22 protein-coding genes are annotated in these 25551 nt (G+C 56.1%); 12 read left to right on the top strand and 10 right to left on the bottom strand.

Going from position 1 to position 25551, the window contains the following annotated elements; translation table 11 throughout:
• Window positions 1-12: 12 nt before the first annotated feature.
• Both ACXZ66_RS05680 and ACXZ66_RS05675 read right to left on the bottom strand, forming a co-directional pair.
• Window positions 13-1386 (bottom strand): hemolysin family protein, encoded by a 1374-nt coding sequence (locus ACXZ66_RS05680; protein WP_458750920.1) that lies wholly within the window; start codon window positions 1384-1386, stop codon window positions 13-15.
• Between the two features lie 3 nt (window positions 1387-1389).
• On the bottom strand, window positions 1390-1572 hold the full coding sequence (locus ACXZ66_RS05675) for a hypothetical protein (protein ID WP_458750919.1): 183 nt from the start codon (window positions 1570-1572) through the stop codon (window positions 1390-1392).
• A 70-nt stretch (window positions 1573-1642) separates the two neighbouring features.
• Here ACXZ66_RS05675 and ACXZ66_RS05670 point away from each other — a divergent pair, with 70 nt between their 5' ends.
• Both ACXZ66_RS05670 and ACXZ66_RS05665 read left to right on the top strand, forming a co-directional pair.
• Window positions 1643-3982 (top strand): ATP-binding cassette domain-containing protein, encoded by a 2340-nt coding sequence (locus tag ACXZ66_RS05670; protein WP_458750918.1) that lies wholly within the window; start codon window positions 1643-1645, stop codon window positions 3980-3982.
• A gap of 86 nt (window positions 3983-4068) precedes the next feature.
• Window positions 4069-5157, top strand: coding sequence for a hypothetical protein (locus ACXZ66_RS05665; RefSeq protein WP_458750917.1), 1089 nt, complete (start codon window positions 4069-4071; stop codon window positions 5155-5157).
• A 158-nt stretch (window positions 5158-5315) separates the two neighbouring features.
• Here ACXZ66_RS05665 and ACXZ66_RS05660 read toward each other — a convergent pair whose 3' ends face one another.
• Complete coding sequence (locus ACXZ66_RS05660; protein ID WP_458750916.1) at window positions 5316-5684, bottom strand: roadblock/LC7 domain-containing protein; 369 nt, start codon at window positions 5682-5684, stop codon at window positions 5316-5318.
• A 273-nt stretch (window positions 5685-5957) separates the two neighbouring features.
• Here ACXZ66_RS05660 and ACXZ66_RS05655 point away from each other — a divergent pair, with 273 nt between their 5' ends.
• The 3 genes from ACXZ66_RS05655 to ACXZ66_RS05645 all read left to right on the top strand — a co-directional run bounded on the left by ACXZ66_RS05655 (window position 5958) and on the right by ACXZ66_RS05645 (window position 8892).
• On the top strand, window positions 5958-6521 hold the full coding sequence (locus ACXZ66_RS05655; RefSeq protein WP_458750915.1) for a YceI family protein: 564 nt from the start codon (window positions 5958-5960) through the stop codon (window positions 6519-6521).
• A 73-nt stretch (window positions 6522-6594) separates the two neighbouring features.
• Window positions 6595-7770, top strand: coding sequence for an NAD(P)-dependent malic enzyme (locus ACXZ66_RS05650; RefSeq protein WP_458750914.1), 1176 nt, complete (start codon window positions 6595-6597; stop codon window positions 7768-7770).
• A gap of 57 nt (window positions 7771-7827) precedes the next feature.
• Entirely contained in the window at window positions 7828-8892 is a 1065-nt protein-coding gene (locus tag ACXZ66_RS05645) for a lipoate--protein ligase family protein (RefSeq protein ID WP_458750913.1), read from the top strand.
• A gap of 10 nt (window positions 8893-8902) precedes the next feature.
• On the opposite strand, the gene ACXZ66_RS05640 is transcribed toward ACXZ66_RS05645, so the two are convergent.
• The 3 genes from ACXZ66_RS05640 to ACXZ66_RS05630 form a co-directional block, all read right to left on the bottom strand.
• Window positions 8903-9673 carry an SDR family NAD(P)-dependent oxidoreductase gene (locus ACXZ66_RS05640; RefSeq protein WP_458750912.1) on the bottom strand — a complete coding sequence of 257 codons (771 nt, stop codon included), beginning with the start codon at window positions 9671-9673 and terminating at the stop codon, window positions 8903-8905.
• 211 nt (window positions 9674-9884) lie between these two features.
• Window positions 9885-11315, bottom strand: coding sequence for an aspartate-alanine antiporter-like transporter (locus ACXZ66_RS05635; protein WP_458750911.1), 1431 nt, complete (start codon window positions 11313-11315; stop codon window positions 9885-9887).
• A 116-nt stretch (window positions 11316-11431) separates the two neighbouring features.
• Window positions 11432-12196, bottom strand: a complete 765-nt coding sequence (locus ACXZ66_RS05630) for an SDR family NAD(P)-dependent oxidoreductase (RefSeq protein ID WP_458750910.1) — start codon at window positions 12194-12196, stop codon at window positions 11432-11434.
• A gap of 227 nt (window positions 12197-12423) precedes the next feature.
• On the opposite strand from ACXZ66_RS05630, the gene ACXZ66_RS05625 reads away from it, so the two are divergent.
• Window positions 12424-14907, top strand: coding sequence for a phosphoketolase family protein (locus ACXZ66_RS05625; protein ID WP_458750909.1), 2484 nt, complete (start codon window positions 12424-12426; stop codon window positions 14905-14907).
• 107 nt (window positions 14908-15014) lie between these two features.
• On the opposite strand, the gene ACXZ66_RS05620 is transcribed toward ACXZ66_RS05625, so the two are convergent.
• Window positions 15015-16523: an HNH endonuclease signature motif containing protein gene (locus ACXZ66_RS05620; protein ID WP_458750908.1), complete on the bottom strand. Its 1509-nt coding sequence runs from the start codon at window positions 16521-16523 to the stop codon at window positions 15015-15017.
• 123 nt (window positions 16524-16646) lie between these two features.
• On the opposite strand from ACXZ66_RS05620, the gene ACXZ66_RS05615 reads away from it, so the two are divergent.
• Complete coding sequence (locus tag ACXZ66_RS05615; protein WP_458750907.1) at window positions 16647-17351, top strand: DUF3558 family protein; 705 nt, start codon at window positions 16647-16649, stop codon at window positions 17349-17351.
• Between the two features lie 34 nt (window positions 17352-17385).
• Complete coding sequence (locus tag ACXZ66_RS05610) at window positions 17386-19227, top strand: hypothetical protein (RefSeq protein WP_458750906.1); 1842 nt, start codon at window positions 17386-17388, stop codon at window positions 19225-19227.
• A gap of 4 nt (window positions 19228-19231) precedes the next feature.
• Here the strand turns inward: ACXZ66_RS05610 and ACXZ66_RS05605 are convergent, their stop codons facing one another.
• Window positions 19232-20410: a PQQ-dependent sugar dehydrogenase gene (locus ACXZ66_RS05605; RefSeq protein WP_458750905.1), complete on the bottom strand. Its 1179-nt coding sequence runs from the start codon at window positions 20408-20410 to the stop codon at window positions 19232-19234.
• A gap of 118 nt (window positions 20411-20528) precedes the next feature.
• On the opposite strand from ACXZ66_RS05605, the gene ACXZ66_RS05600 reads away from it, so the two are divergent.
• The 4 genes from ACXZ66_RS05600 to ACXZ66_RS05585 all read left to right on the top strand — a co-directional run bounded on the left by ACXZ66_RS05600 (window position 20529) and on the right by ACXZ66_RS05585 (window position 23695).
• Window positions 20529-21857, top strand: coding sequence for a DUF4185 domain-containing protein (locus ACXZ66_RS05600; RefSeq protein ID WP_458750904.1), 1329 nt, complete (start codon window positions 20529-20531; stop codon window positions 21855-21857).
• 78 nt (window positions 21858-21935) lie between these two features.
• Window positions 21936-22340, top strand: a complete 405-nt coding sequence (locus tag ACXZ66_RS05595) for a TOBE domain-containing protein (RefSeq protein ID WP_458750903.1) — start codon at window positions 21936-21938, stop codon at window positions 22338-22340.
• Between the two features lie 241 nt (window positions 22341-22581).
• Entirely contained in the window at window positions 22582-22983 is a 402-nt protein-coding gene (locus tag ACXZ66_RS05590) for an SPW repeat protein (protein WP_458750902.1), read from the top strand.
• Between the two features lie 115 nt (window positions 22984-23098).
• A complete protein-coding gene (locus ACXZ66_RS05585) occupies window positions 23099-23695 on the top strand; it encodes a TetR/AcrR family transcriptional regulator (RefSeq protein WP_458750901.1) in 597 nt (198 codons plus the stop codon).
• Here ACXZ66_RS05585 and ACXZ66_RS05580 read toward each other — a convergent pair.
• Entirely contained in the window at window positions 23692-24204 is a 513-nt protein-coding gene (locus ACXZ66_RS05580) for a pyridoxamine 5'-phosphate oxidase family protein (RefSeq protein ID WP_458750900.1), read from the bottom strand. The two genes, ACXZ66_RS05585 and ACXZ66_RS05580, sit on opposite strands and share 4 nt — an antisense overlap.
• 54 nt (window positions 24205-24258) lie before the next feature.
• Complete coding sequence (locus tag ACXZ66_RS05575; protein ID WP_458750899.1) at window positions 24259-25524, bottom strand: hypothetical protein; 1266 nt, start codon at window positions 25522-25524, stop codon at window positions 24259-24261.
• Between the last annotated feature and the right edge of the window lie 27 nt (window positions 25525-25551).

Genomic DNA, 25551 nt, shown 5'->3' with positions numbered 1-25551 from the left:
ATCCTAGGCGATTTATTCAGAGGGTTCGGAGCTCTCCGGGGATTCAGACCCCTCTGAGGCCTCTGAGGTTGTTGTCTTCAGCACCCTGATCGACACGATACGATTTCCGCTGACCTTGGCAATTTCCAGCCGGTATTGCACGCCCGGCGAATCGTCTTCAGTGTCGTCGGACCACTCGGGGTCGATGGAAACAGTGTCGCCTACTTGGCCAAGACGGCCGAGCTTGGTCAGCATCCAACCAGCCACCGTTTCGTATGGGCCTTCCGGCAACTCGATGGTGGTCAGGTCATGGAAGTCCTCGAGGTTCGTCGAGCCATCGAGCAACTTGGAATCGTGGAGTTTCATCACCGCAGCGTGCTCTTCGCGGTCATATTCATCCCAGATCTCGCCAACGAGTTCCTCAATCAAGTCCTCGAGGGTGACCATGCCGTCGGTTCCGCCGTATTCATCCACAACGATGGCGATGTGGTGGCCAGAAGCCCGCATCTGCGAGAGCGCCTGGGGCAAACGCACCGTGGACGGGAATTGGACAATCGAACGTTTCAAGGTGTCCAAAACTTCTTCATTGTCGCCACGTGCGGAGTACTCCAACACGTCGCGGACGTGGACGAAGCCCACGATGTCGTCGATATCTTCGCCATAGACCGGGTAGCGGGAATAGGGCTTATCTGAGATTTCCTTGGCTGCCTCACCCACGGTCATCGTGGCTGGCAGCGTTGCCATATCGGAGCGGTGGCGCATCACTTCGCCGACGAGGCGTTCGCCTGCTTCGAAGACGTCGTCGATCATCTCTCGTTCTGATTCCGCCAGCCCATCGTGGGAGGAAACAATGTCGCGGACTTCTGCTGTACTCATTTCCTCGGTGCGCGCGTTGGGGTCGAAGCCAAGCAACCGCAGCAGACCATTGGAGGAGGTATTGACAATCCAGATCACTGGGCGCATCAATTTTGCAAACACGTTCAGCGGTGGCGCGACCACAAGTGCCACGCTCTCGGCCTTCTGCATGGCAATGCGCTTTGGCACGAGCTCGCCCAAAACCAGAGACAGGTAGGACACGATCAGCGTCATTACAACAAGGGACACGCCGTTTGCCCAGGACTCACTCATCCCCCATCCAACTAGGTAGGGCGCAATCTGTGGCGCGATGGTGGAGGCACCGAAAGCCGAGGAGAAGAAGCCAGCAAAGGTCACGCCGATTTGTACGGCGGAGAGGAAAAGGCCCGAGTCACGGGCAAGGCCGGCAACCGTTTTTGCAGCACCCTTGCCCTTTTCGAGGCGCTTAATCTGAGATTCACGCAAGCTCACCAGTGCCATCTCAGTCGCTGAGAAGATGCCACCGATCAGGACGAAGACGAGGACGAGGAGGAAATTCAGCAGGATGCTCATAGGTTAGATTCTGTCCTCCATGGGCGCGATCTGTCTACCGGCAGGGTCGTCGTCCGACGAGCCCTCACCAGCTTCGCTTGCCTCGCCTGCTTGTTCTACCTGGCCTACGGGAGCGCAGCCATCGGGCCCGCACACCAAGGCATCATCGGCACCGGCGATACTGACCAGGCCGGTAAAGCCGTTCATTGAAAAATCTTTGGAATCCACACCATCACCAACGATTCATTCATCGAAATTGTTCCGTACTCTATTTTCTATGAGTTTAGCCGCAGATACCCACGACCAGATAGAAGTCCGTGGTGCAAATGAGAACAATCTTCAAAATATCTCGGTCACGATCCCGAAACGCCGCCTCACGGTGTTTGCGGGTTTGTCGGGATCCGGTAAGTCGTCGTTAGTTTTCTCTACCATCGCGGCCGAATCCCGGCGCCTTGTCAACGAAACCTATTCCTCCTTCGTGCAGGGCTTTATGCCCTCGATGGCCAGGCCCGACGTTGATGCGCTTGAGGGCATCACCGCGGCGATCATTGTCGATCAGGAACCCATGGGTGCCAACATCCGCTCTACGGTAGGCACCGCCACCGATGCCACTGCAATGTTGCGTATCCTGTTCTCCCGCATCGCCGAGCCCAACGTGGGCGGGCCCGGCGCGTATTCCTTCAATGTGCCGTCGGTTTCGGGCGGTGGCGCGCTGACCGATGCCCGGGGCAACAAGAAAGTGGTCAAAAACTACACGCGCACCGGCGGTATGTGTCCGAATTGTGAGGGTACCGGCCGTGTGAGCAAGGTCGATGAAGCAGCAGTTGTCGACGATTCCCTCTCCCTCAACGACGGCGCGATACTTGTCCCCGGGTACAAGGTGGACTCCTGGTCCTGGCGCCAATACGCCGAGTCCGGCTTCTATCCCCTTGATGTCCCGGTGGGAGAGTTCACCGTGCAGCAGCGCCACGATCTGCTGTACAAGGACCAGGAGCGGGTTAAGTTCCAGGGGATCAACGTCACCTACGAAGGTCTAATCCCGAAGATTTCGAAGTCCATGCTGTCGAAGGAACGCGAAGGCATGCAGAAGCATATCCGCGCCTTCGTCGACGGCGCCGTCACCTTCGTCGCCTGCCCGGAGTGCGGAGGCACACGCCTTGCACCACACGCTCTGGAGGCGAAAATCTACGGCAAGAACATCGCCGAGCTGTGCGCCATGGAGGTCACCGACTTGGCCAATTGGTTCACGCAGGTCACGGACCCTCAGGTTGCCCCGCTGATCAACGCGATTCAGGAAACCCTGGACAATTTCGTCGAGATTGGCCTCGGCTATCTCACACTCGATCGCCCGGCATCTTCGCTCTCCGGCGGCGAGGCGCAGCGCATCAAGATGATCCGCCACCTGGGTTCCGCGCTGACCGACACCACCTACGTCTTCGACGAGCCCACCGCAGGCCTGCACCCCGAAGACATCGAGCGCATGAACACGCTCCTGTTGCGTCTGCGAGACAAGGGCAACACGGTGCTCGTCGTTGAGCACAAACCCCAAACCATCGAGATCGCCGATCATGTCATCGAGCTGGGCCCCGGCGCGGGCAGCAAGGGCGGACAGATCGTCTTCGAGGGCACGGTCGCCGAGCTCGAGGCCGCTGACACCGTCACCGGCTCGCACATGCATACGCGTTTTTCGCTTATCGACGATTCCCAGGTCCGCCCCGGCTCAAGTGCCATCGAGATCAAACACGCGGATTTGAATAACTTGCAGGACGTCTCGGTGTCGATTCCACGCGAGGCACTGACTGTGCTGACGGGTGTGGCCGGGTCGGGTAAATCGTCGTTAGTGTCTTTCGTGCCCCACGACGAGAAGACCGTGTGGGTCGATCAATCCCATATCTCGGGCTCGCGCCGCTCGAACCCGGCGACGTATACCGGTGCGCTGGACTCGATTCGTAAGGCATTTGCGAAGGAAAACGGGGTCAAGCCCGCTTTGTTCTCCCCGAATTCCGAGGGCGCGTGCCCGCATTGCAAGGGCGCAGGTGTGGTCTATATCGACCTTGGCATGATGCAAGGTGTGGATGTGACCTGTGAGGTCTGTGAGGGCAAGCGTTTCGACGAGTCCGTGCTGGACTACACCCTGGGCGGCAAGAATATTGCCGAAGTACTTGGCATGAGCGCCTTGGTAGCAACTGAGTTTTTGAAGGAGAACAAAGTTCGGGCCGCAGCGACTATTTGCCAACATCTGGTTGATGTAGGGCTTGGCTACATCACGCTGGGTCAGCCCCTGACCACTTTGTCCGGTGGCGAGCGACAGCGACTGAAGTTAGCCAGCCACCTCGATGACAAGGCAACGCTGTATATTCTCGATGAGCCGACCACCGGCCTGCACCTAGCCGACGTGGAATCTTTGGTGGACCTGCTCAATCGACTGGTTGATCAAGGCGCGACAGTGATTGTCGTGGAACACCACCTCGGCGTAATCAGTCGAGCCGATCACGTGATCGATCTTGGCCCAGGCGCGGGTTCGGCCGGCGGGCAAATTGTTGCGCAGGGTACGCCGCGCTCGGTTGCGGCCAACGCGCAAAGTGCAACGGGACGATTCTTAGCGCAGTACCTGTAATGATATGTCGACCAGTGGGTATCAAATAGGATGGTACTTATTACTTTTCGTACTCTTCGAGCTGACAGGTAAAGGATCGGGTGCACATGATTAATCTTCCTCACTATCTCGTGGCTCCGGTCGCGTTGAATCAGTACCGCCGCTTGCCGGTCGACGATGTCCTCCAGGCTCCCCTGTTTGCTCAGTTCACGCCAACTGAAGAGGAAGTGTTCGTTCCCGTCACCCTCGCCGCCGACCCGGTCAAGGGAACGTGGCGGGTGCGCTGGGAATTCGGAATCTTAGGCGAAGTATCCAAGGAGCTGCGCGAAGAATATCCGGAAATGGTGCGCGTTAGCTCTTCTGGTTTCCTGCCGGAGACACTGGCTGGGATCCGGATCGAAGGCAGCCAGCTCTTCGTCGATGTGCTGCTTCCTCCCCCAGAGCTGGCGGTTCCACGCAACAACGTCACCGAGGACACCCGGGTGCTGCCCCCAGGGGGCGCATTCGAGGTGGACACAGCAACGGGTGAATTCGACGAGGACGAGCTCCAAGTGCTCAGCCCCGGACAGTGGTTATTGATCCTGACGCAGATGGGCGACCAGCTCATAGCCACCTTGGATGGCCGGGTCCTAGGCACGGTTTCAGGCGATGCGGGTACGGAACTTTTGTCGTTCATCCACTCAGTGCAGAACGACGATCCCGGTGCCCCGGTAGCGGGTCGAGCATATTTTCAGGACTTGAGTGTCACCATCGACGCCAGCCGTCCACACGGTGATTCTGAGCATGTGGCACCGCTTCAAGTTCCCGATGCTCGCCCGCGCTCGACGTATCGGGTCAATCAATTAGAAGATGGGACGGTCATGGTCACCGTCGCCCATGCGTTGGCTACCGATCCCGACGATGAGGCGAACCCTCGCGAGGGCGCCCGCATTGTGCGCTCGCCACACGAGGTTGAGCAAGAGCCTGGGCACGAGGTTGCCCAGGAACCTGGGATTGAAATTGCTGTGGAGGCTGAGGAAACGGTGGACACTGCGGAAAACACCGTAGTGGATGCGGTTTTGGAGCCGATCCTGTCTCCCTACCTCAGCCACTCCGACCAACTCTTGGAGTTGCGAGACCAGGAAGCGCAGGCAGCTGGACCTCGGCATTACCGTGAAGATCAGGAGGAACAGGAGGCTCAGGAGGAGCAGGTCTAGCGTTAGCTGAGATGAAAGCGCGAAATCCAACGGCGCTTGCTGAAAGGCTGACTCGTGGTCGAGTTGTGTGTTTCTTCCTCAATGGCGGTGGTGTGAACCGGGGCGCTGGTGTCGTCGTGAAGCGATGCCTGCGACTGACCGTCCGTTGAGGCTACTCTTCAATCAACCTTGCGGAGGTGGATATTGACCACTGCGCGCAACATTGCGATTGTGGTGTCCTTGCTTCGGACCGCGGTATAGAGGAACATATTGTCGTCGAGGATGCGGATCATGTGGTACTGATCCTCCAAAGTCACTAGAAACTCTTCGAGTGGCGAGTCAATGTTTAGCGCCTTGAGCGTCCTCTTCTTCGCCTTGAGCATCTCCGAGTTATAGGCTGCGGCAACATCGAGATCGAAGTCTGCGGACCCAGAGCGCGAAGCGAGCGCCATGCCAGTCGACGCATCGACGAGGGCAGCTCCGAGGAACCCATCGAGATCGTTTGCAATCCCGTCGAGAGCATCATTGTATTGTCGCTGGCGAGACATATGAATTTGTCATTTCCTTTCCCCATCGAACCTGCAGCGCACCTGCAGAAGTGTTGAGCTTTTGTTATTCGGGGCAGTCTAATCGAGGAATCCCGGTTTCGCCGAGGAAAATTGTCCCCAAACTTGATGTATTTAGTTTCAAGGGGGCCTCCGGACCACAAATACCTTTGGTAGTGTACTAAACCATTGGCAATGGCGAAGGTCTTTATAGGTTTTGTTGGATCCTAATAGATTGGTGAGAGATTTGGTGAGGAAATTGGTGAGGAATCCGAAATGACAAGTGACATCAACGGGTACTACAAGCTCGACCCAGACCACACCTCTATTAATTTCACCGCACGCCACGCGATGATCAGCCGAGTCCACGGCACCTTCCAGGATTGGGAAGTCTCCCTTTATATTAACGACGATAGCCCGGAGGCCTCGACCATTTCCGCAACGATCGATGCCTCTTCGCTGACCACACGTCAGCCGCAACGCGACGCTCACCTGCGCAGCCCGGACTTTCTTGACGTGCGCGCGTTTCCAACACTGACCTTTGAGTCCACCAAGGTTGAGTTCCAGGGCTCGGACACCTTGTACGTCACCGGCGATCTGACAATCAAGGGAACAACTCGCGAGGTGCTGTTCAATGTGGCCGTGTTCGGTGCTGAGCGCGATCAGTTCGGCAACTCCCGTGTGGGCTTCGAGGCAACCTTGGACATCAATCGGAAAGACTTCGGGGTGGAGTGGAATACGGTCTTGGATTCCGGAAATGTCTTGGTCTCGGAGGAGATCCACATTGTTGTCGATGGGTCGGCGCTGCGAAACTCGGAAGCACCCTCGGACAACCCCTGAATCATAGGTGACATTTATCTAGCGATAGGAAATAGCGCTGAATTGCCAGTGGCTCCTTGCCATAATTGATTATGTGAACACCACAGCGCAAGACCTCAACGACCCAATTACCAAAGAAGAAGTTTTCGAAGCCCACCGCGGTGGCAAGCTCTCCATTAAGTCCACTCGCCCGCTTACGACGAAACGCGATCTCTCCATCGCCTACAGTCCCGGCGTGGCCGAGGCATGTTTGGCCATCAAGGACGACCCCACTGCGGCCCGCGAGTTGACCGGGATTTCACGCACCGTGGCGGTCGTTTCCGACGGATCCGCAGTCTTGGGCCTAGGCAACATCGGCCCCCGTGCTGCACTTCCCGTCATGGAAGGTAAGTGCCAGCTATTTACTACTTTTGCCGATTTGAATGCCATCCCCATCGTCTTGGACGTGCACTTAGCCGATGAAATCGTTGCGGCAGTGACAGCAATCGCGCCGAGCGTGGGTGCGATCAACCTGGAAGACATCGCCGCGCCGATTTGTTTTGAGGTTGAGCATCGCCTCGAAGAAAGCCTGGACATTCCAGTCTTCCACGACGATCAGCATGGCACCGCAATTGTGGTCACCGCTGGAATGGCGAACGCCTGCCGGGTAACAGGACGCAACTTGGAGGACCTCCAAGTTGTTGTTTCTGGAGCCGGTGCTGCCGGAGTTGCATGTACTCGCATGCTACTCGAAGCCGGTGTGAAAGACATTGTCGTGCTCGACTCCCGCGGCATCGTTTCCCAGGGTCGCGAGAATCTGAACCCGGTAAAGGAAAAGATTGCCGAAGTGACCAATCCTCGCGGGCTCACGGGCGGGCCAGCGGAAGCCTTCGCAGGCGCCGACGCCTTCATCGGTGTCTCACGTGGCCACGTGGGCGAGGAACTACTGCAGTCGATGGCACCGGATCCGATTCTGTTCTCGTTGGCAAACCCCGACCCAGAGATTCCGATGGACCTTGCCAACAAGTATGGCTCCGTGGTGGCAACCGGCCGCTCCGACCTGCCCAACCAGGTCAACAATGTGCTGGCCTTCCCCGGCATCTTTGCTGGAGCGCTTGCAGCTGGCGCCACACACATCACCCCCGCGATGAAGCTTGCGGCCTCCAAGGCGATCGCAGCATGTGTCGGCGACGACCTCGCTGCGGACTACATCATGCCTTCCCCGTTGGACCCGAGCGTCGAGCCCGCTGTGAGCAAGGCTGTGCAGGAGGCGGCTTCACTGGAGAGTTAGTACCGGTTCCCGAATTAGAGCACACAAATGTTTCGAAATTCGGGTAGAAATGGTGGTATGACAACAAATCATCATTCAGAAATTAAAGTCCCAGGTGGAAAACTCGTCGTCGCCGATGTCGAATCGGACGGCGAGGTTATCGTTAGCGCAAAGATCTCCGGCGACTTCTTCCTCGAGCCCGAAGAAGCCTATGAAGCCCTCGGCCCGGCGTTGCAGGGAGCATCGCTTAACGACGACACGCAGGCCCTGACCAACCGCCTCGATGCAGCCCTGTCGAATATTGAGGGCGTTGCACTGCACGGATTTAGTACCCGCGATGTCGCCCAGGTGGTGCGCCGAGCAGTTACCGATGCGGTTGATTTCACTGACCTTGAATGGGAGATCATCCACCCGGGTCCGTTACCTACAGTGATGAATGTTGCCCTCGACGAGTTGTTGATGGACCAAGTCGAATCAGGGAAACGTGGCCCTACCCTGCGCATCTGGGAGTGGGAAGACCGCGCGACCGTAATCGGTTCCTACCAGTCGTACGTTAACGAGCTCAACCCAGATGGCGTGGAAAAGCACGACATTCAGGTGGTGCGTCGAATGTCTGGTGGTGGCGCGATGTTCATGGAGGGTGGAAACTGTATTACCTATTCCCTCTACGTGCCAGAAAAGCTCGTCGCGGGATTGTCCTACACCGACTCCTACGAATTCTTGGACCGCTGGGTTATCGCAGCCCTTGCCGAACACGGTGTCAACGCTTGGTACGTGCCCATCAACGACATCACTTCGGATGGCGGCAAGATCGGCGGTGCAGCTCAGAAGCGCAAGGGAAAAACTGTTTTGCACCACGTGACCATGAGCTACGACATCGACGCCGACAAGATGACCGAAGTACTGCGTATTGGCAAAGCCAAGATTGCTGACAAGGGTCTGCGCTCTGCAAAGAAGCGCGTGGATCCGCTTCGTCGACAGACTGGTGCCTCGCGCGAAGAAATCATTAACACGCTGATCAAGACTTTCAGCGCACGCTATGGCGCCCAGCCTGCCGAGCTTTTGCAGCAAGATATGGATGCCGCGCAGGAACTCGTCGATAAGAAGTACTCAACGCACGCTTGGACGCATCGAGTACCTTAACTTTTAGCCCTTAACCTGCGGACCAACCGCCGTCGGAAGGCATGATAACGCCATTGAAGTTCTCTGCGGCATCAGAGAGCAGGAAAACGATGCCAGTGGCAACGCTTTCTGGGGTCGCATTGACAACGGCGGAATCGTGGACTGGCTTGAGGGCATCGAGACCGTGCTCTGGGTTGATCTGTGAGCCATCAATTGAATCCATGATGTTGGTGGCCACGCCTCCTGGGGCAACCAAGTTCGTGCGAATCCCCTGCTTGGCGTACATGTAGGCAGCATTTTTGGTCAGGCCTACGAGGCCGTGCTTGGACGAAGTGTATGCTGCACCTGCAGCGGCGCCACGGAGGGAGGCCGCGGAACCGACGTTGACGATGGCACCTTTGCCAGCTTCCAGCATGTGTGGCACGCAAGCGCGCATCAGCTTGAAGGGAGCGGTGAGGTTAATGCGGATAACGCGGTCCCATATCTCGTCCGAGGTGTATGCGACACCGTCGAACTGATCCATGACGCCTGCGTTGTTCACAAGTCCGATGCGCTCGCCTGCTGCGGTAGCCGTTTCGACAAGCTTTGCGACGATTGCGTCGTCGGAAATGTCACCGATGACGGCGGTTGCTTGGCCTCCAGCGTTGGTGATTTCTTCGGCGACATCGTTACCGGAGGTATGGAGATCCGCCACGATGACATGGGCTCCGCGTTCCGCCAGCTGCAATGCCGTGGAGCGTCCGATTCCCGAGCCACCACCAGTAACAATGATTGCTTGTCCTGCAAAATCCTTCTCTGACATAATCTGTCCTTATTTTGAGATTGGCTCCTTACATAAACCAGCCTATTGGGAAAGAGGATCAGATTGTGTGGGTTGTGCTCTAAATCAACATGAACGGAACCACCATGATCTTGAAAATCAACGCGATCGCAAAAGTCGTGGAATAACCGGCCATAATTCGATTGTCATTAGAATTCTGCAGGGCATATTCAAGGACTGCAGGCTGACCCAGCTAGCCAGCGACGGCACCGTTCGCCCGGGTCTCCGATTGACCCGCCCAGTACGCCATGAGCAGCAGCGATCCACAACCGACTAGGGCGATGATTGCGGCGAGAAGAATCGTCGTCAAGCCTTGCAATGAGAACGCCGTGGATGCGAACGCCGGACCGGATGCGGTGCCCACCGCGGCCAAAAAGAGCATGAGGCCGAACTGGCGCAGCGCGTAGTTCGCTGAGCGTGGTAGCTGCCACGCGATGCGACCGGTGCGGTTGAGGGCGCCGAGGATCAACCCTGAAATCAGGGGGCCACCCGCGGCGCCGATGAGGAAGCTGGTTCCGCCAGGGAGCGGGAACGGGATGGCCGCCAGAATGAAGCCGAAGACGAGGCCACCTGCGGCAGCTACCCAGTCGAGCTGATTGGCCACCTGGACGGAATCGCCGAGATACTGCTCAAGACGGGTGACGTTGGCGGTAGGCACGACGACTTCGATCACGTCTCCGGACGCAATGTGGAGATCATCGGTTGCAAGCAGCTCGTCGTCTCCGCGGCGCACCCGAAGGGTCTGCGCGCCGAACTTCTCGTACAGCGGGAGATTGCCCAACTCGTTGCCCGCGATGTCCTGATTCGACACACTGAAACGCTGAATTGTCATGTGCGGGATCCGGCGAGACAATTCGGGGAGCTTTCGACCGATGGTTTTGATTACTTGGTCGCGCACTCCCCTGGTGGTCATCATGAATACGGAATCACCGGGCTCAAGTGTGAAGTCAGAATCTAGGATGACCGTCTTTCCATTGCGACTCAACACGCCCGCGGTGATTTGGTTTGGGAATTTTTCGTCAAGTTCATCGGAAGTCACCGTTTTCTCCACCGCAATGCGCACGCCCCGCAGCTCGCTTTCGGCGGAACGGTCTTCATCCTTGGGTGCCTTCCAGTTCCTCGTGATGGTTGCCGCTACCAGCAAGATAGCCACGATCACTCCGGTGGGATAACCAATGGAATATCCAACCGCAGGCAGGTCGGAGCCGGTTTGCTGCTGCGCCAGCGAGAGGGAAGGAGTCGAAGTCAACGCTCCCGCGAACGCACCGACGGAAACCTCGCGGGCAATCCCGAGCAATCCGCCGACACCGACGGCCGCGAGGGCACCAAGCACGATTGAAACGAGCGACATCATCATCAGCCCAAATTGCGAACGGATGTTCTTAAAGAAGGTCTCGCCTGCTTCGAGGCCAACCATGTAGACGAACAAACCCAGACCGAGATCTTGGAGAATAGACAATTGGTCTGCAGGCAGCTCAACGAAAGCACCAACTGCAAGGCCGACAAACAGCGCGCCGGCCGCACCAAACTTGATCGGGCCAAATGGGATCGCACCGAATGCCGCACCCGCAGCGATGACTATAAAAATGGTCAGCAAAACGTTCTCTTGCAAAAATTCGATCACAAGAAAAACTTTATATGGTTCGCGATTTTTGAGCAGCGCTGGGGTATGCGTTTCTATGAATGGTTGGCAGGGGCTTTCGTCGCTAAGCGAAAATGATCGTGCCTTGACCTGCCTGTTTAACCTGCCTGCCAGCCACCGTCGACCGGGATGATCGCTCCATTGATGTAGCTTGCCTCATCTGAGAGGAGGAATGCGATGACGCTGGCCAGCTCTTCGGGCTCCGCAGTGCGGATTGACGCCTGGTGAACTGGGGAGATTGCGTCCATGCCTTCGTCCGGGTTGATCGAAAGCGGATCGAAACCGCTGGCTAGGTGGGTGGACACACTGCCCGGGCCGATAAGGTTCGTGCGCACACCCTTCTTTGCGTAGGTGTACGCGGTGTTCTTGGCCAAGCCAACGAGACCATGCTTTGACATCGTATCGGCGACGCCGGAGGCACCACCACGGAAGGAAGCCTCGGCACCAACGATGACGATTGCCCCCTTTTTCGCCTTGATCATGTGAGGCAAGACTTCCCGCACCATATGAAAGGGAGCGAACAGGTTAATGTCGAAGGAGCGATTAACCACCTCATCAGATACTGAGGCAGCACCCTGGAAATGATCCATGACGCCCGCGTTGTTGACGAGGTCGAGCAGCCCGCCTTGATCGACGGCCCGTTCGACGGTGGCGCGAATGATTCCCGGATCAGTCAGGTCACCGCGCACTGCGGTTCCGGAGCCACCTTGGGCCCGAATTTCGTCAATGAGATCTTCGACAGAATCGTTCTTATCAACCCCGACGATGTGGGCTCCGCGCGCTGCAAGCAATAGTGCGGCGGCACGACCGATGCCGGATGCGGCTCCAGTCACGATGATTGTGTGGCCTGAAAAATCGCTCATACCTCTCAGAATAGGCAAACTCAATGGTTTCCGCAGAAAACGCAGATGTGAAAAAGTTAACGAGTTCTGTGGCTCACGCTAGTTTTCCAGCCGAAATGACATCGGTGTGACATTATTAACTCAACTTTATTGGTAATACCAGTGACGCGGGTTGATGAATCCAGGTTAAATGGAGAACAGATACAGCAACTGCTGTATGCGCACAAACTAGAACTGAGGAGCACCCCATGAACGTTGCCTCGACCTGGCAGCATCGCCCCGCAAATGCAAGCGCAGAAATCACCCCAGAAACCGCTAACCAGATTCACGCCTGGTGGCGCGCGGCCAACTACCTCTCCGTTGGCCAAATCTACCTTCTGGATAACCCACTTCTTCGCGAGCCACTGAATCGCGATCATGTGAAGCGCCGCCTTCTCGGCCACTGGGGCACCACGCCTGGCCTGAACTTCATTTATGCACACGCAAACCGTGCCATTAAGGAACGCGAACTCAGCGCAATGTACGTCACTGGCCCTGGTCACGGTGGCCCAGGCATTGTGGCAAACACATACCTCGAGGGCACCTACTCTGAGGTGTACCCAAATGTGCCGGAGAATGAAACCGGCATGAAGCAGTTGTTCAAGCAGTTCTCCTTCCCAGGTGGCATCCCATCCCACGCCGCACCGGAGACCCCAGGTTCCATCCATGAGGGTGGCGAGCTCGGCTACGCGTTGTCCCACGCATACGGCGCGGCCTTCGACAACAAGGACCTTTTGGTTGTCACCGTGATCGGCGACGGCGAGGCCGAAACCGGCCCACTGGCCACCTCGTGGCACGGCAATAAGTTCGTGAACGCAAACCAAGATGGCGTTGTGCTGCCAATTCTGCACCTCAACGGCTACAAGATTGCTAACCCAACCGTGCTGGCACGCATCTCCGACGAGGAACTCGAAGCCCTCATGGTCGGCTACGGACACAAGCCACACGTTTTTGTTGCCGGCTTCGATGACGAATCCCCTGAGTCCTACCACACCCGTTTCGCGGCAGTTCTCGACGATTGCCTCGACGAAATCGCCGACATCAAGGCAGCAGCAGCTCAGGCAGATGCCGACGGCGTCGACTTCGAGCGTCCGATGTGGCCAATGATTGTCATGCGCACTCCAAAAGGCTGGACGGGTCCGAAGGAAATCGACGGCAAGGTCACCGAGAACTCCTGGCGTTCGCACCAGGTACCTCTGGCTAATGCCCGCGACACCGATGAGCACCTTCAGAACTTGGAGGATTGGCTCAAGTCCTACAAGCCAGAAGAACTTTTCGACGAGGACGGCAAACTCTTGCCTGAAATCGCTTCGCTGGCTCCAACTGGCGAACTCCGCATGTCTGCGAACCCAATCACCAACGGTGGCGTGGTGCTGCGAGATCTGAATCTGCCGGACTGGCGCGATTATGCCATCGATGTGGAAACTCCTGGGGCACCAGTGACCGAGGCTACCCGCCAGCTGGGCACCTACTTCCGCGACGTAATCAAGCTCAACCCTGACAACTTCCGCATTTTCGGCCCTGACGAGACTGCTTCTAACAGGCTGCAGAATGTTTACGAGGTAACCGACAAGCAGTGGAACGCTGACCTGTACGAATCGGATAAGGATGATCCACTCGCCCGCGCGGGACGCGTTGTTGAGATGCTGTCCGAGCACCAGTGCCAGGGTTGGCTGGAGGGCTACCTCCTGACCGGCCGCCACGGAATGATGAACTCTTACGAGGCCTTCATCCACATTGTTGACTCGATGGTCAACCAGCACGCGAAGTGGCTCAAGGTCACCAACGAGTTGCCATGGCGCCAGCCAATTGCATCCCTGAACTACCTCCTGTCCTCTCACGTGTGGCGCCAGGACCACAACGGTTTCTCCCACCAGGACCCAGGCTTCATCGACCACGTAGTGAACAAGAAGGCCGAAGTTGTTCGCGTCTACCTTCCTTGCGATACCAACACCCTGCTGTCCACGTTCGACCACTGCCTGCGCTCGCGCCAGTACGTCAACGTAGTTGTTGCAGGTAAGCAGCCTAACCCGAACTGGTTGAGCAAGGACGAGGCTTTGAAGCACTGCACCCGTGGCCTTGGTGTGTGGCACTTCGCAGGCACCGAAGTTGAGGGCGAAGACCCAGATGTTGTGCTCGCTTGCGCTGGTGACGTTCCAACCCTGGAGACAATGGCTGCAGCAAAGATGTTGCGCGAGGCTATTCCAGAGTTGAAGGTTCGCGTGGTCAACGTCGTCGACCTGATGCGCCTTCAGGATGAGAAGGAGCACCCACACGGACTTTCGGACCGTGACTTTGATACCTACTTCACCACCGACAAGCCAGTCATCTTTGCATACCACGGTTACCCATGGCTGATTCACCGCCTGACTTACCGCCGCAATGGCCACAAGAACATCCACGTTCGTGGCTTCAAGGAAGAAGGCACCACCACTACCCCATTCGACATGGTGATGCGCAATGATCTGGACCGTTTCCACTTGGTCATGGATGTCATTGATCGTGTTCCTTCGTTGGGTTCCAAGTACGCAAACCTGCGTCAGTACATGGAGGATGCTCGAATTTCCGCCCGCTCTTATGCGTTTGAGAATGGCGAGGACGTTCCTTCGATTGCTAACTGGACTTGGTCCGACAAGGCTTCCGACTCTGATGAGCAGGATGCCGTTCTGGCAACAGGTGGCGACAACGAGTAGTTCACGCTCGTGAGCCTTGGATGAGGTTTCACAACGACGGGTAGACCCAGTTTGGCCAGGCCAAATTGGGTCTTTCGTTTGTAGGGGTTGAGATATTAGGGCTACCACTATGCCATGCTCCATGCGCCTGTTTTATCTGGCGGAGGGTAAAGCAGTGGATCTTGGGTTGGACGGTTTTCCGCATCGAAGTCTGGGTACCGTTCTCTCGCACGTCGGCGCAACTTTTGCCCGGGTGCTTGTTCATGCTGGTAGGTGGTGTTCGGCCTCATCGGCGAACCGTCTGCTGGCATGACGCCCGTTTCCCAGGTGGAAAGATCGCGATCGATGTAGCCCTTGTTGTCTGCGCCATCGCGATTGTCGTTGTTACATCTATGATGTTCTCGACATAACAGGACTAAGTTCTCTATGTCAGTCAAGCCACCCTGTATATAGGCCAGTATGTGGTGGGCTTCCAGCTCCGTCATCGGCCTCGTGCACCCTAGCCATGCGCATACAGCTTGCATTGCCAGCATGATGATTCTTAGCTCGAAATTGGAGAGCCTTGTTCGACCTGCCGAGAGTGGAACTCCTGTAACTGAATCAAGCTGCAGAACGAAGTCACTTCCGGTCATTCCCAATCGAAGAATGTCAAAGCAATCAAGGTCGACCCCGGTGTTCGTGCAGAATCGGGTAGTCCAATCGGCGCCAGCAAGATCATCAACAGTCATGGCGATGACAACCGACCCAATTCCTTTGTTCTTCGCAACCATATCCTGGTTGAACGATCTGACAATGACCGCGAATTGGTCTGCCAATCGCTGGCTTTTGGTGCGTTTGTCGTCGCTCGAATCTCTATTGGTATTACTCCCTGGTGCAAGACCTGGGGCCAAGGCGGCTTTCAATGCGGCAGCTTCAGCGCCGGCAAGCTTGCCGTTGATGGTGACTACACCGTCAGCATCCGGCTCACTCACGTGAAAGCTTCGCCTCTTGAAACCAGCAAGCGGATCCTTTTGTCCCGAGTAGTCTTTCCCTTTTCGGTTGGCACGGCGCACCATGTCCTCGACGAGCTTTTTCAGTTCAGAAGTACTTCGTGTTTTTGCCGCTTCCATGGCCTGCGCATGTATTTCAGCACGACCAGGATCAGAATGCTCATTCAGATCTTTGAGAGCGCGCTCGATAATGCGCTGCTTCTCCGCCGAAATCTTGTTCTTCGCCGCATCCCGTCGAGCCTTCTCTTGGGCCTTCTTTTCCCGTTCAGCACGCTTGCGCGCCTCTTCTTTCTGCTTCTCTTCATCTTCGGGATTGAGATTTGGTTCCGGCTTTGGCTCCTGTGTCTTACCAAAGAGCGCTTGTCCCCTTTGTAGACGCGCAAATGCCTCCGCCCGAGAGAGCCCCATTCTTTCGGTGAAATATTCGACTGGATAGTTAGCCCCCACAAGCTGACCAGCACCGTCACGCTCCCCAATAAAAGCAACCGACGCATCAATGGTTGCCTTGAGGTTAAAAGCCTCTTCAAGCTTCTCCATGTCCTCATGAACAGCCAAAAAGGACTGGTTTTCCGGGAGCATCATGACCGTACTCAGCGCTTCCATTGCCTCTGAGATTTGCCGCACTAAGTCCTTGATTTCCATTGCCATGAGACCCCCTGCCATTTCAGATTTAGAACTTTTGTTCTATTTCGATACCTTGATTATACATGTCCTGAGGACGGATACAAGGGCTAAATGGAACTTTTTAGAACATTCTTTCTAATTTTTTGAATGAGCTCCACTCGCCGTGCGGATCCACTCCAAATATGCAAAAATGCCAATGCACGACTTTTTACTCGGGGGAGGAATATGAAAAGCCGTAGTTTAGCGACCATCCTTGCTTGCGCGATTGTAATTGCAGGATGCTCGCCACCTCAGAATTCGGCGATGACTGCGGAGCCAAGTACGTCGCTTATCGACGATTCCACTGCTGCTTCCAGCACCTCGCAGGAGTCGGCCGGACACGCATTTCACTTTCAAAGCGGCGTACTACCTATCGGAGACTTCAATCCCGAAGAGGTGTACCCCAACGTGTTTAATCCGTGTGAAGAAATATCGGCCGAAGAGTTCGCGGCTATTGGATATGAGGTGCGCGGAGAAACACAATCCAGAGGGGAAGGAAGCCTTCTAAGTTGTGGGATTCGTCCGTTGAGCCAAGACGACAAGCTCTCGATAACGGTCTCAGGAAATTTAGCTCCATTCGAGCAAATCAAATCTCAAGGCGAGCTCATTCTTGACTATTCAAGTGAAATTTTGCCTGAGATCTTTCACTATCGAACAGAATTGGATAATCCGACGACTTGTCGCGCAGCGATCTCCACGTCCAGAGGAATTTTTTCAGTGGACGTCGATCAAGGAATAAGTGCTTCCAATTTCGAAGATGTTTGCCGAACTGGCACCGAGTTGTTAGAGCACTTCTACAAAATATCCGTTTAGATCAAGCATCCGTTTACCAACGAAAACTGGGGACATGTACATTAATTCTGTTGACATTCTAGCTGCTATCGACAAATTAACCGGCACTTTTCAGGATATTCAATCCAGCTCGATCCAAAATACAAACCTCGTAAATCCAACCTTCTCCACCGTCTCCGGCCTCGACGACGCTGGGCTCACCCACTCGACCATCCTGGACAAGGATGCCATCGCATCTCAGAAGGCTTTCGCAGATCGGTTCGCCAACGCCTCGAACACTCTAAGCACAAATCTCGCCGACTTCATCGATGGCGACCAAGCGATCGCCGGAACTTTGTCCAGCCTCGGCGTGAAGCATCCAATTGGCGACAAGTTGAGCAGCCTGCGCTCTTCTGGCCCGGCAAGGAACACTGATACCCTGCCGTTTCACGCATCTTTGCCAATGGTTGCACGCCCTTCGTCGTTAATTGCTCTCTGCGGTCAATTCGCAGCGACGAACTTCGCAATACCTGCTGGCATGACCACCGATTGGACCAGTCTTGCCAGCACGATCACGGCCGCTGCGGCGAGCCTCGACGGTGTACTTGCAGATCTTCATTCCTCGGCAGAAACCGATGCGATTTCCCAGGCCATCGCCAATATTACGACGCTTCGGAATACTGGTTTGGCTTTCGCAAGCAATGCTTCGCTGATGGCGGGTCACACGACTGGACTCGGCACGGGAAGCCTCGGTTTGGGCCAGCAGACCGCGTCGGTCGGCGCCACGTATCAAGCGCTGATGGTGGTCAGGCCTGATGCCGCGGCCTTATTAGAGCAGACCTATCTCAACGCTTTTCCCGGTATGGCCACTGCGGCTCTCGCACCGTCGATCCCAGCGATAAGCCAGCTCTTGCCCGGTATGAATGACCCGAGCGGAGCATCGGCGCAGATCGGCGGCGCAGCGCAGCGCGTCCCCGAGCCTGCCGAGCTGCCGCTTCCTCCATCGGTCGCTGCGGCAATGAACGAGATGGGCTACTCCACGGCGGCTCGCATGAGCAATCCACAATCGCTTGCCGACGAGTTCCTGCGCACCGGCCCGGAGCAGCTGGAACAAGTACTTGCTGGCCAGGCCCCGACTACCACGGCAACCACGGGCGTCGCAATGCCACCGACTCTCAATCCTGGCGGTCAGGGCCTGCCAGGAGCCTTGCCTAATGCTTCGGGTGCGACAAATCCTGCTGCTTCAATGACGGGTGCTTCAGCTTTTCCGGGCACACTTCCCCAGGGAGCCAGCAATTCAGCGGGCCCGGCTGCATCGATGGCGCGAGGCCAAGGCATGCAGCCCTTCGGCAACTTGGGCCAAGCATCTAGTCCATTCGGCGCAGGGAACGGGGCCAACTCGGCTTCACGGTCCAACCCAATCGGGCGAGGACTCGGAGCGGTAGCTAATAGGGCTCCGAATTCCGCAATCCGCGGGTCCGGAACCAATTCTTCCGGAGCCAATTCTTCTGGGCCCCACGGCGCGTTCGGCACCCCGCGGCCAGGCTTTTTCGGATCCCCTTCTACTGCCTTTGGGTCTGGGCATGCCCCCGGCAATGGCAGCAATACCGGCCAGTTCAGCAATGTAAACAACCCACATGCAGGTCCGGGCAACGGTTCTCCAGGGGCATCAGCCCACAGCAATCACCCGAGCAATCACACCACCAACCAACACACCAACCAAAACAGTCGCGGCATGGTCCCTGCAGGCATGGCGCAAGCAGGTCGAAACGGGGGCGGCCCGAAATCAACTGCCGGGGCGGTGAAAAAGGTCACCAGTGCAGTCGAACGAGAGGGCAATCTGAAAGCTCTCCTCGGGCCAGGTCCTGAAGTAGTCCCAGGCGTCATTGGGGCGTGGGTGCGAGAACCCAAGCGATAGAAAGCTACGCAGGCCTCCACTCAAGCAGGCGCCCGTTTTCCCCATCTTCGAGGATCCAGATGGAACCGTCCGGCGCTTCCTCGAGGGCCCGGATACGATTGCTCATGTCCCATTCTTCAATGAACGAAGCCTGATCACCATCTAGTTGTACTCGGACAATCTTCTCACCCGACAGCCCTCCGAGAAATGCGTTGCCCGTGTACTCGTCGAAAAGCTGCCCCTTGTAAATCATCAAGTTACCTGGCGAAATTGATGGCACCCAATACTCAGCGGGCGCAACATAGCCGTCTCCCTGCTGGTGGTCAGGTATTCTGCTGCCGTCATAGTGCCTGCCCATCGAGGCCTCAGGCCATCCGTAGTTCTCCCCTTCTACGAGGTGGTTGAGCTCGTCACCGCCCCTCGGCCCCATTTCGGAAACCCAGAGTTCGCCGCGCTGGTCGGTATCTATACCCAGCGGATTGCGGTGGCCCATTGAGTAGATCTCGTCGGATCGGCCACCTTGGCCCGCGAATGGATTACCCGGTGCGGGCTCTCCGTCGAGCGTTAGCCGCAGGACCTTGCCCAAATTTGACTGAATGTCCTGTGCGGGATCGAACGCTTGACGGTCGCCAGAGGTGACAAATAAGTAGTCATCCTGGATCAGCATGCGAAGTGCGAAGTGCCCGTCGTGCTCCGATGGTGTCTGCTGCCAGATTTCTTCAAACTCTTCCAGCGAGCCAGCTTCGGTATTCAGTTTCCCCCTCCCGATGACTCCCTGCGGGCCCTGCGCGGTGTCACGCACCCAACTGAGATATACGGTGCCGTCATTTTCAAAGGTCGGGCCGGCAAGAATATCGTGCATGCCCGCCTGGCCTTCACTATAAACCTCGGGAGTATTGGCAATTTCCACTGTGTTATCAGTGTTTAAGTCCATCATCTGCAAGGCGCCACCGCGCTCGGTGACAAGCAAATAGTCGGTCCCGGGGAGGAATTCGAGTGCCCAGCCAGCATCGAATCTGCCGTGTTCGGTGGCATCACTGGGAATGCTTAACGACGACCCCACCGCGGAACCAGAAGAACCCGAAGAATCCTCGGAACCAGAAGATCCCGAAGAACTTCCCCTGCTTGCGCTCGAATCCGTTTCAGAACAAGAAGCCAAAAAAAGTGAAGCAACAACAAATGATCCAACTACAGCTTTTTTCATACCTTCCAGCTTAGAAGCGGGTGCGCAGCCTCGTGCTTTGTTAGTCTCAATCTCGGTCAACCGTTATTGTCTTGTCACATTGCGCTGCTTCTGCAGCATTATTCGAATTGAGCGATCTTTGAACCGAACCTTCCTGGCATGCGCCGTCACGGCCAGCCTTGCCGCAACATTATTCTCCCCAGCCCTAGCAACCGCGCAAAGCAGTTCGAGTGGCTCAAGCAGCCAGAACACCCCAAGCACCCCAAGTACTCCCACAAAATGGGCGGACTCCATCTCCGAGGAGCTAACGGTAGTTCTCGTCGGGGACCTCCTGGGCAAGGGAATTTCCGACAACGCGGGGTTCTACTCTGGCGACCTGGGAATCATGACCGACTTAGGCCCAGGTGACGAATTCGTTATCATTTTTGGTGATTCGTTCCGCGGCTACAGCCTCGGCGATGGCGAGTGGATGAGCCCGGTTGGCGTGGTCGCGCGCATGGGGGCAGACGGAAAAATCGAGATTCTGCGCCCGCTGAATCGCGACGAACAAGTACAACAACTCCTCAATTACACGCACAATGACCGGGGACTGACTCACCTTCCGTCCGACATCATCACCATCGATGACACGATGTACATGCAGACAATGGCCAACGAAGGTGTCGGCAATGTGTTGTACACCGAAATCTGGCAGTCAACCGACTCCGGCGCAACGTGGACCTCAGTCGCTCGCACTCCCCGCACCTATCTCAACGGCATGGGTAATCTCATCTCCTGGGAGCAGGGTCCAGACGGATATATCTATGTGGTGAGCTCGGAGTTCCAGCGCAAGGATCCGGTCTATCTTTCGCGCTTCCAAGTCGAAAACATCGCCGACCGCACAAAGTGGGAGGTCTACGACCCGCAGACCGACCAGTGGGGCAAGTCCGGCTCTCCGATCCTCGACCAAAATGTTGCGGCGGGCGAAATGAACCTCCGCTACATCCAGGGCCATTGGGTACTGGCGATGTTCAACCGCGAGACCATGGCCATTGAAATCCGTATATCCGAAGACATCGCCCGCGATTGGAACGAGATTACTCCCGCGAACGTTGTCATTTCGGGCACCGGCGGGTGGGCAGCGGAACAAACCCCGTCCAATTTCACTCAGCTTTATGGGGGCTACATCACCCCAACTTCCACACTGGACAACATGGATATCGTTGTTTCTCAATGGAATACCAGCGACAACTCTAGGTACAACTCCACCCAGTTCAACATTAAAGGTCTAGGCACCTTCTTCGGTATCGACACCACTGCGCCACAATCGCGCACCTTCACGCTGCAACAGCAGCCACAGGCCACGGGCAACCAGTCGGATATCCAGGTCACTGAGGTGCCAGTCGATCCAGATGTTCAGCAAACTTTGACTCAGGACATGCTCCTCGAGGACGGTGGCAAGACCGAGATCATCCCGCTGGAGCCATAACACCAAGAGCAAAGACAAAGATGCTTGACGACGAGATGTAGTCCCCCGAAACTTTCATCCAAGAGATACTCTGAGGAGATGGCGATGATCCGAATTAGCACCGCAGCCCATCTCCTTGGAGTTTCCGACGACACCGTCCGGAGGTGGATTTCTCAAGGAAAACTGGAAGCACATAAAGATGCCTCCGGACGTACAGCCGTCGAAGGCGCGCAATTGGTGAAAATTGGCCAAGAGATCGCAGCAGAAAAGGACCTCGACTCCTTAGACCAGGGCGCACAGAATCGTTCCGCCCGCAATCATCTCACCGGTCTGGTCACAAAAGTGACATCGGACAAAGTTATGAGCCAAGTCGAATTGTTATGTGGACCTTTTCGGATCGTGTCGCTGATTTCCACGGAAGCAGTCGAGGAACTTGGCCTCGAAGTGGGCTCGATGGCCACGGCCGTAATCAAGTCCACAAACGTCACAATTGAGGGTGTTTAAGCCTCAAAGAAAAGCACCTTCACCGAACCGTAATCAGACCGAAACAATCCCCTTGAAATGCACAATTTGTGCAGTTCAAGGGGATTTTTCCATAACGAAACAAACGGCTTCCAAACCGCGCTAAACCAACAATGTTAAGTTCGCTACAAAAACGTTGCACTACTAAAAAGTATCGCTAGAATAAGAGGTGAGCCCAAGAGATGGGACAACGAAAGAAAACCCCCGAAAGGAAGGCGTCAAAATGACCGCCCCAACCGCACCAAATACCTCTTACAACACCGCTAGCAACTCGGCCGAACAGGCAAACTGGAAGACATGGCCAGACTGGGTCAACCTGGTGCTCGGCGCTTACCTCCTGTTTGCAGCACTGTGGACTACAGGCCCCACGGGCTGGGGAGCTTGGCCCGTCACCATGGGTATCGTGGTCGCAGCCGTAGCCCTCTGGGCACTGGCAACTGCTAGCTCCCCTGCTTCTGAATGGGTCCAGATCATCGCTGGTGCAATCGCATTCCTCGCACCTTGGTTCGGAGGCTTCGCCACTTACACTGGCGCAGCGTGGACGATGTGGATCGTCGGTGCAGCAGTAGTTGTCTTCGGAATCGTCGGACTGGTTCAGTCTCCTGCTAAGAAGGCAGACTTATAAAACCTTGTAAACCGAAGCTCGAAGTCGAACGAAAAGTCGGCCCAACAAGTGGCCGGCTTTTTGCACCCCTAGCGCGCTGCTAGGATTGCATTCTATACAGAAACTAGAAGAGACGATGAGTGTGAAAACCGAGACGAAGAAGCCGACGGCTAGGCAGGCTGCAAGCCGCAATGCTACCGATGAAAAGATCGCGGCATCCACGCTCGCCATCGCGCGTGAACACGGGTTGTCGGCAGTCACCATCGACTCGGTAGCTGCCCACTCCGGTGTTGCCAAAACCACGATTTATCGGCGGTATAACGACCGCATGGATATGATCATTGGCGTTTCCAACCAGGTGTCATTCGAGTTTTCTCATGACATGCCAGCATCTCGCGAGGGCATCGTTGAGCTGTACCGAAAAATCAAAGATTATTTGGAGAACCAAATCGGCATCAGGCTCATCGGCAGCCTGATGGCCAGCTCCGATGAGGATTTGGCACGGTGGCGCCAACGCGTCGTAGCTCCGCTCCAGGAAGAATTCGATCGCTACTTCCAGGAAGCCATCGATTGCGGAATAGTTCGCAAAGACGCAGACCGTGGACTGATGTCATCGATGGCTATTGGCGGAATGCTATTGCAATACACCACTGAAGGAGCAATCCCCGACGATTACCCAGAGAAGGTTGTCAATATCTTGTGGCCACTAGTCAAAAACCCGGACCAAGACTAACCCAAGACCTGCGAGCTCCATTGCTCGCCGGTCTTGTCATAATGAATGCGGGTAGCGTTGTAGCCACCGCCTCCCTGCCAAAACTCCACGTGGGATGGGCGCACGGTCCAGACCTGGAATCCGCCCTCAGAGCCTTCTGGCATTGGAGCCAATTGTGCTTCTCCCCTGATGCGCACCGCGCGCAACAATGGCTGCCAATAAAAGCTCAGCGCTGCGACTTGGTTTTCTTCCAGCTGCTCTGATTTCATCGACGCAGAGCCGGTTCCAAAGCTGAAGCCATTCTCGTCCACGCCCATGAGATTGACCACGCGTACATCAGGAAGTCCCGCCTTGTCCACTGTGGCAAGGTGCATCGCCCGTGCATCGCCAACCTGTTGCTCCACTGCAACCTCGAACCACGAGGCAAACAGCTCGCCTGGGTGCTCGGGCAGATCCGCTGTATCCAATGCCGGCGCGACCCCCGTCATTACTGGCGCTTTTTCAATTGTTTCTTTGCTAAGGAATTCCATAGTTTCCAACCTAACAAGGCTTGCTCGCTAACGCGTTCGCTTTTCGACGATTGCCTACGTCCTCACAGAATCGTCACTCGATTTGTCCGCAGGCCTCTTCGGGATCCGCATGTCTTTCAGGTTCGGGGCCTCGTCGACAAGCTTTTTTACTGTTGCGGGTAGTGCCGTCACCTTGTCCTGGGACGACTTCAGCAAGGTATTAACGGAATCCGTGACGTCGCCGACGAGCTCGCGGGCGGTCACTGCCCACGGCTCCAGCTTCAAAGATTCGCGGGAAGTGAGCTCGACCTCGACGTACTCAGCAAACTGATCAAAACTCTCTAGGATGCGATTCGCGCTGTCGTTGATCCGCTGGGCTGCTCGAGGATGCTGTAGTTTCTCCGCACGCGTGAGCTGCGCGCTCTCGCTTATCGCTGATTGGATCTGGCTCAAAATATCGCCCTGCTCGTGAATCCTCTCGCGCCGCGCTTGTCGGATTCCCTGAACATGTCCTTCCAAGTGCTCGTTTTCGTAGTCGGCTACGCGAGCGAGTTCTAGGACGAAATAGTTGTCTTGCAAGGCGATTCCCTGCGCGAGCAACTGCAGCCAAAACTGAATCTGTTCTACGGCGCTCTCATATGCACTGCCAAGTTTCGTGGTGTTCCTTGTTTTCTTGGCTATCCCGTCTCGCACGAGACCGAGTTGGGCAAGAGCATCTTCCTGGACTTTTTGCAGCCCAATTCCTACAACGGCGATCTTTGACCATGTGGTATCGGACACCGTCCCGGTGTTTTCATAAAGGCGCTGCGCTTCGATGAGAGCTGCCCGAATGGAATGGAAGCTGGTCAGCGAATCTACTTTCCGCTGTTCAATCAAATGGTCAATCTTCTCATCGATTGTTTCCAGGTATTCGGTGATCTCGTCAAGGGCAGCTTCGATGGCCTCTTGCGCAATCAAGGCAGCCGCGGCCGCGGGTGCCGCCGGGGTCAACAAGGTGGCCTTTTCAAACCCCAAGTGCTTGACAATGTCGCCGGCATTGCCTGCCACGCCAACGTCGCCCTTGCGCACCACACCACTGGAAACGTTGCGTCCCTTCATCTTCTTAACAACATCGAAGCTCTTTTTATCGAGCTTGAGCCAGCGACCACTTTGTTCCTGCAGCGACGAAGCTGCACCAAAAAGATTGCTGGCGCGCTTCATCGTCTGCTTTGACGGCTTCCGCATTTCAAAACCAGAGCCTTTTTCAAGCTCCGCTAAATCCGACTCAGCACCAAAAAGCAGCAGGCCTTCGTCACCTTCTACTACCTGAATCTTTGACCAGTCGACATCCTCGAGCTCCATTACAAAATCCTCCCATATTTGATCGCA

The organism is Corynebacterium sp. S7, assembly GCF_054401105.1.
This window is presented reverse-complemented; position numbering and strand designations above follow the sequence as displayed.

Bases quoted from the DNA above. Each gene is read 5' to 3' on its own strand.
- ACXZ66_RS05680 (WP_458750920.1), bottom strand. From the start codon at position 1,386: ATGAGCATCCTGCTGAATTTCCTCCTCGTCCTCGTCTTCGTCCTGATC.
- ACXZ66_RS05675 (WP_458750919.1), bottom strand. From the start codon at position 1,572: ATGAACGGCTTTACCGGCCTGGTCAGTATCGCCGGTGCCGATGATGCC.
- ACXZ66_RS05670 (WP_458750918.1), top strand. From the start codon at position 1,643: ATGAGTTTAGCCGCAGATACCCACGACCAGATAGAAGTCCGTGGTGCA.
- ACXZ66_RS05665 (WP_458750917.1), top strand. From the start codon at position 4,069: ATGATTAATCTTCCTCACTATCTCGTGGCTCCGGTCGCGTTGAATCAG.
- ACXZ66_RS05660 (WP_458750916.1), bottom strand. From the start codon at position 5,684: ATGTCTCGCCAGCGACAATACAATGATGCTCTCGACGGGATTGCAAAC.
- ACXZ66_RS05655 (WP_458750915.1), top strand. From the start codon at position 5,958: ATGACAAGTGACATCAACGGGTACTACAAGCTCGACCCAGACCACACC.
- ACXZ66_RS05645 (WP_458750913.1), top strand. From the start codon at position 7,828: ATGACAACAAATCATCATTCAGAAATTAAAGTCCCAGGTGGAAAACTC.
- ACXZ66_RS05640 (WP_458750912.1), bottom strand. From the start codon at position 9,673: ATGTCAGAGAAGGATTTTGCAGGACAAGCAATCATTGTTACTGGTGGT.
- ACXZ66_RS05630 (WP_458750910.1), bottom strand. From the start codon at position 12,196: ATGAGCGATTTTTCAGGCCACACAATCATCGTGACTGGAGCCGCATCC.
- ACXZ66_RS05625 (WP_458750909.1), top strand. From the start codon at position 12,424: ATGAACGTTGCCTCGACCTGGCAGCATCGCCCCGCAAATGCAAGCGCA.
- ACXZ66_RS05620 (WP_458750908.1), bottom strand. From the start codon at position 16,523: ATGGCAATGGAAATCAAGGACTTAGTGCGGCAAATCTCAGAGGCAATG.
- ACXZ66_RS05615 (WP_458750907.1), top strand. From the start codon at position 16,647: ATGAGCTCCACTCGCCGTGCGGATCCACTCCAAATATGCAAAAATGCC.
- ACXZ66_RS05610 (WP_458750906.1), top strand. From the start codon at position 17,386: ATGTACATTAATTCTGTTGACATTCTAGCTGCTATCGACAAATTAACC.
- ACXZ66_RS05605 (WP_458750905.1), bottom strand. From the start codon at position 20,410: ATGAAAAAAGCTGTAGTTGGATCATTTGTTGTTGCTTCACTTTTTTTG.
- ACXZ66_RS05595 (WP_458750903.1), top strand. From the start codon at position 21,936: ATGGCGATGATCCGAATTAGCACCGCAGCCCATCTCCTTGGAGTTTCC.
- ACXZ66_RS05590 (WP_458750902.1), top strand. From the start codon at position 22,582: ATGACCGCCCCAACCGCACCAAATACCTCTTACAACACCGCTAGCAAC.
- ACXZ66_RS05585 (WP_458750901.1), top strand. From the start codon at position 23,099: ATGAGTGTGAAAACCGAGACGAAGAAGCCGACGGCTAGGCAGGCTGCA.
- ACXZ66_RS05580 (WP_458750900.1), bottom strand. From the start codon at position 24,204: ATGGAATTCCTTAGCAAAGAAACAATTGAAAAAGCGCCAGTAATGACG.
- ACXZ66_RS05575 (WP_458750899.1), bottom strand. From the start codon at position 25,524: ATGGAGCTCGAGGATGTCGACTGGTCAAAGATTCAGGTAGTAGAAGGT.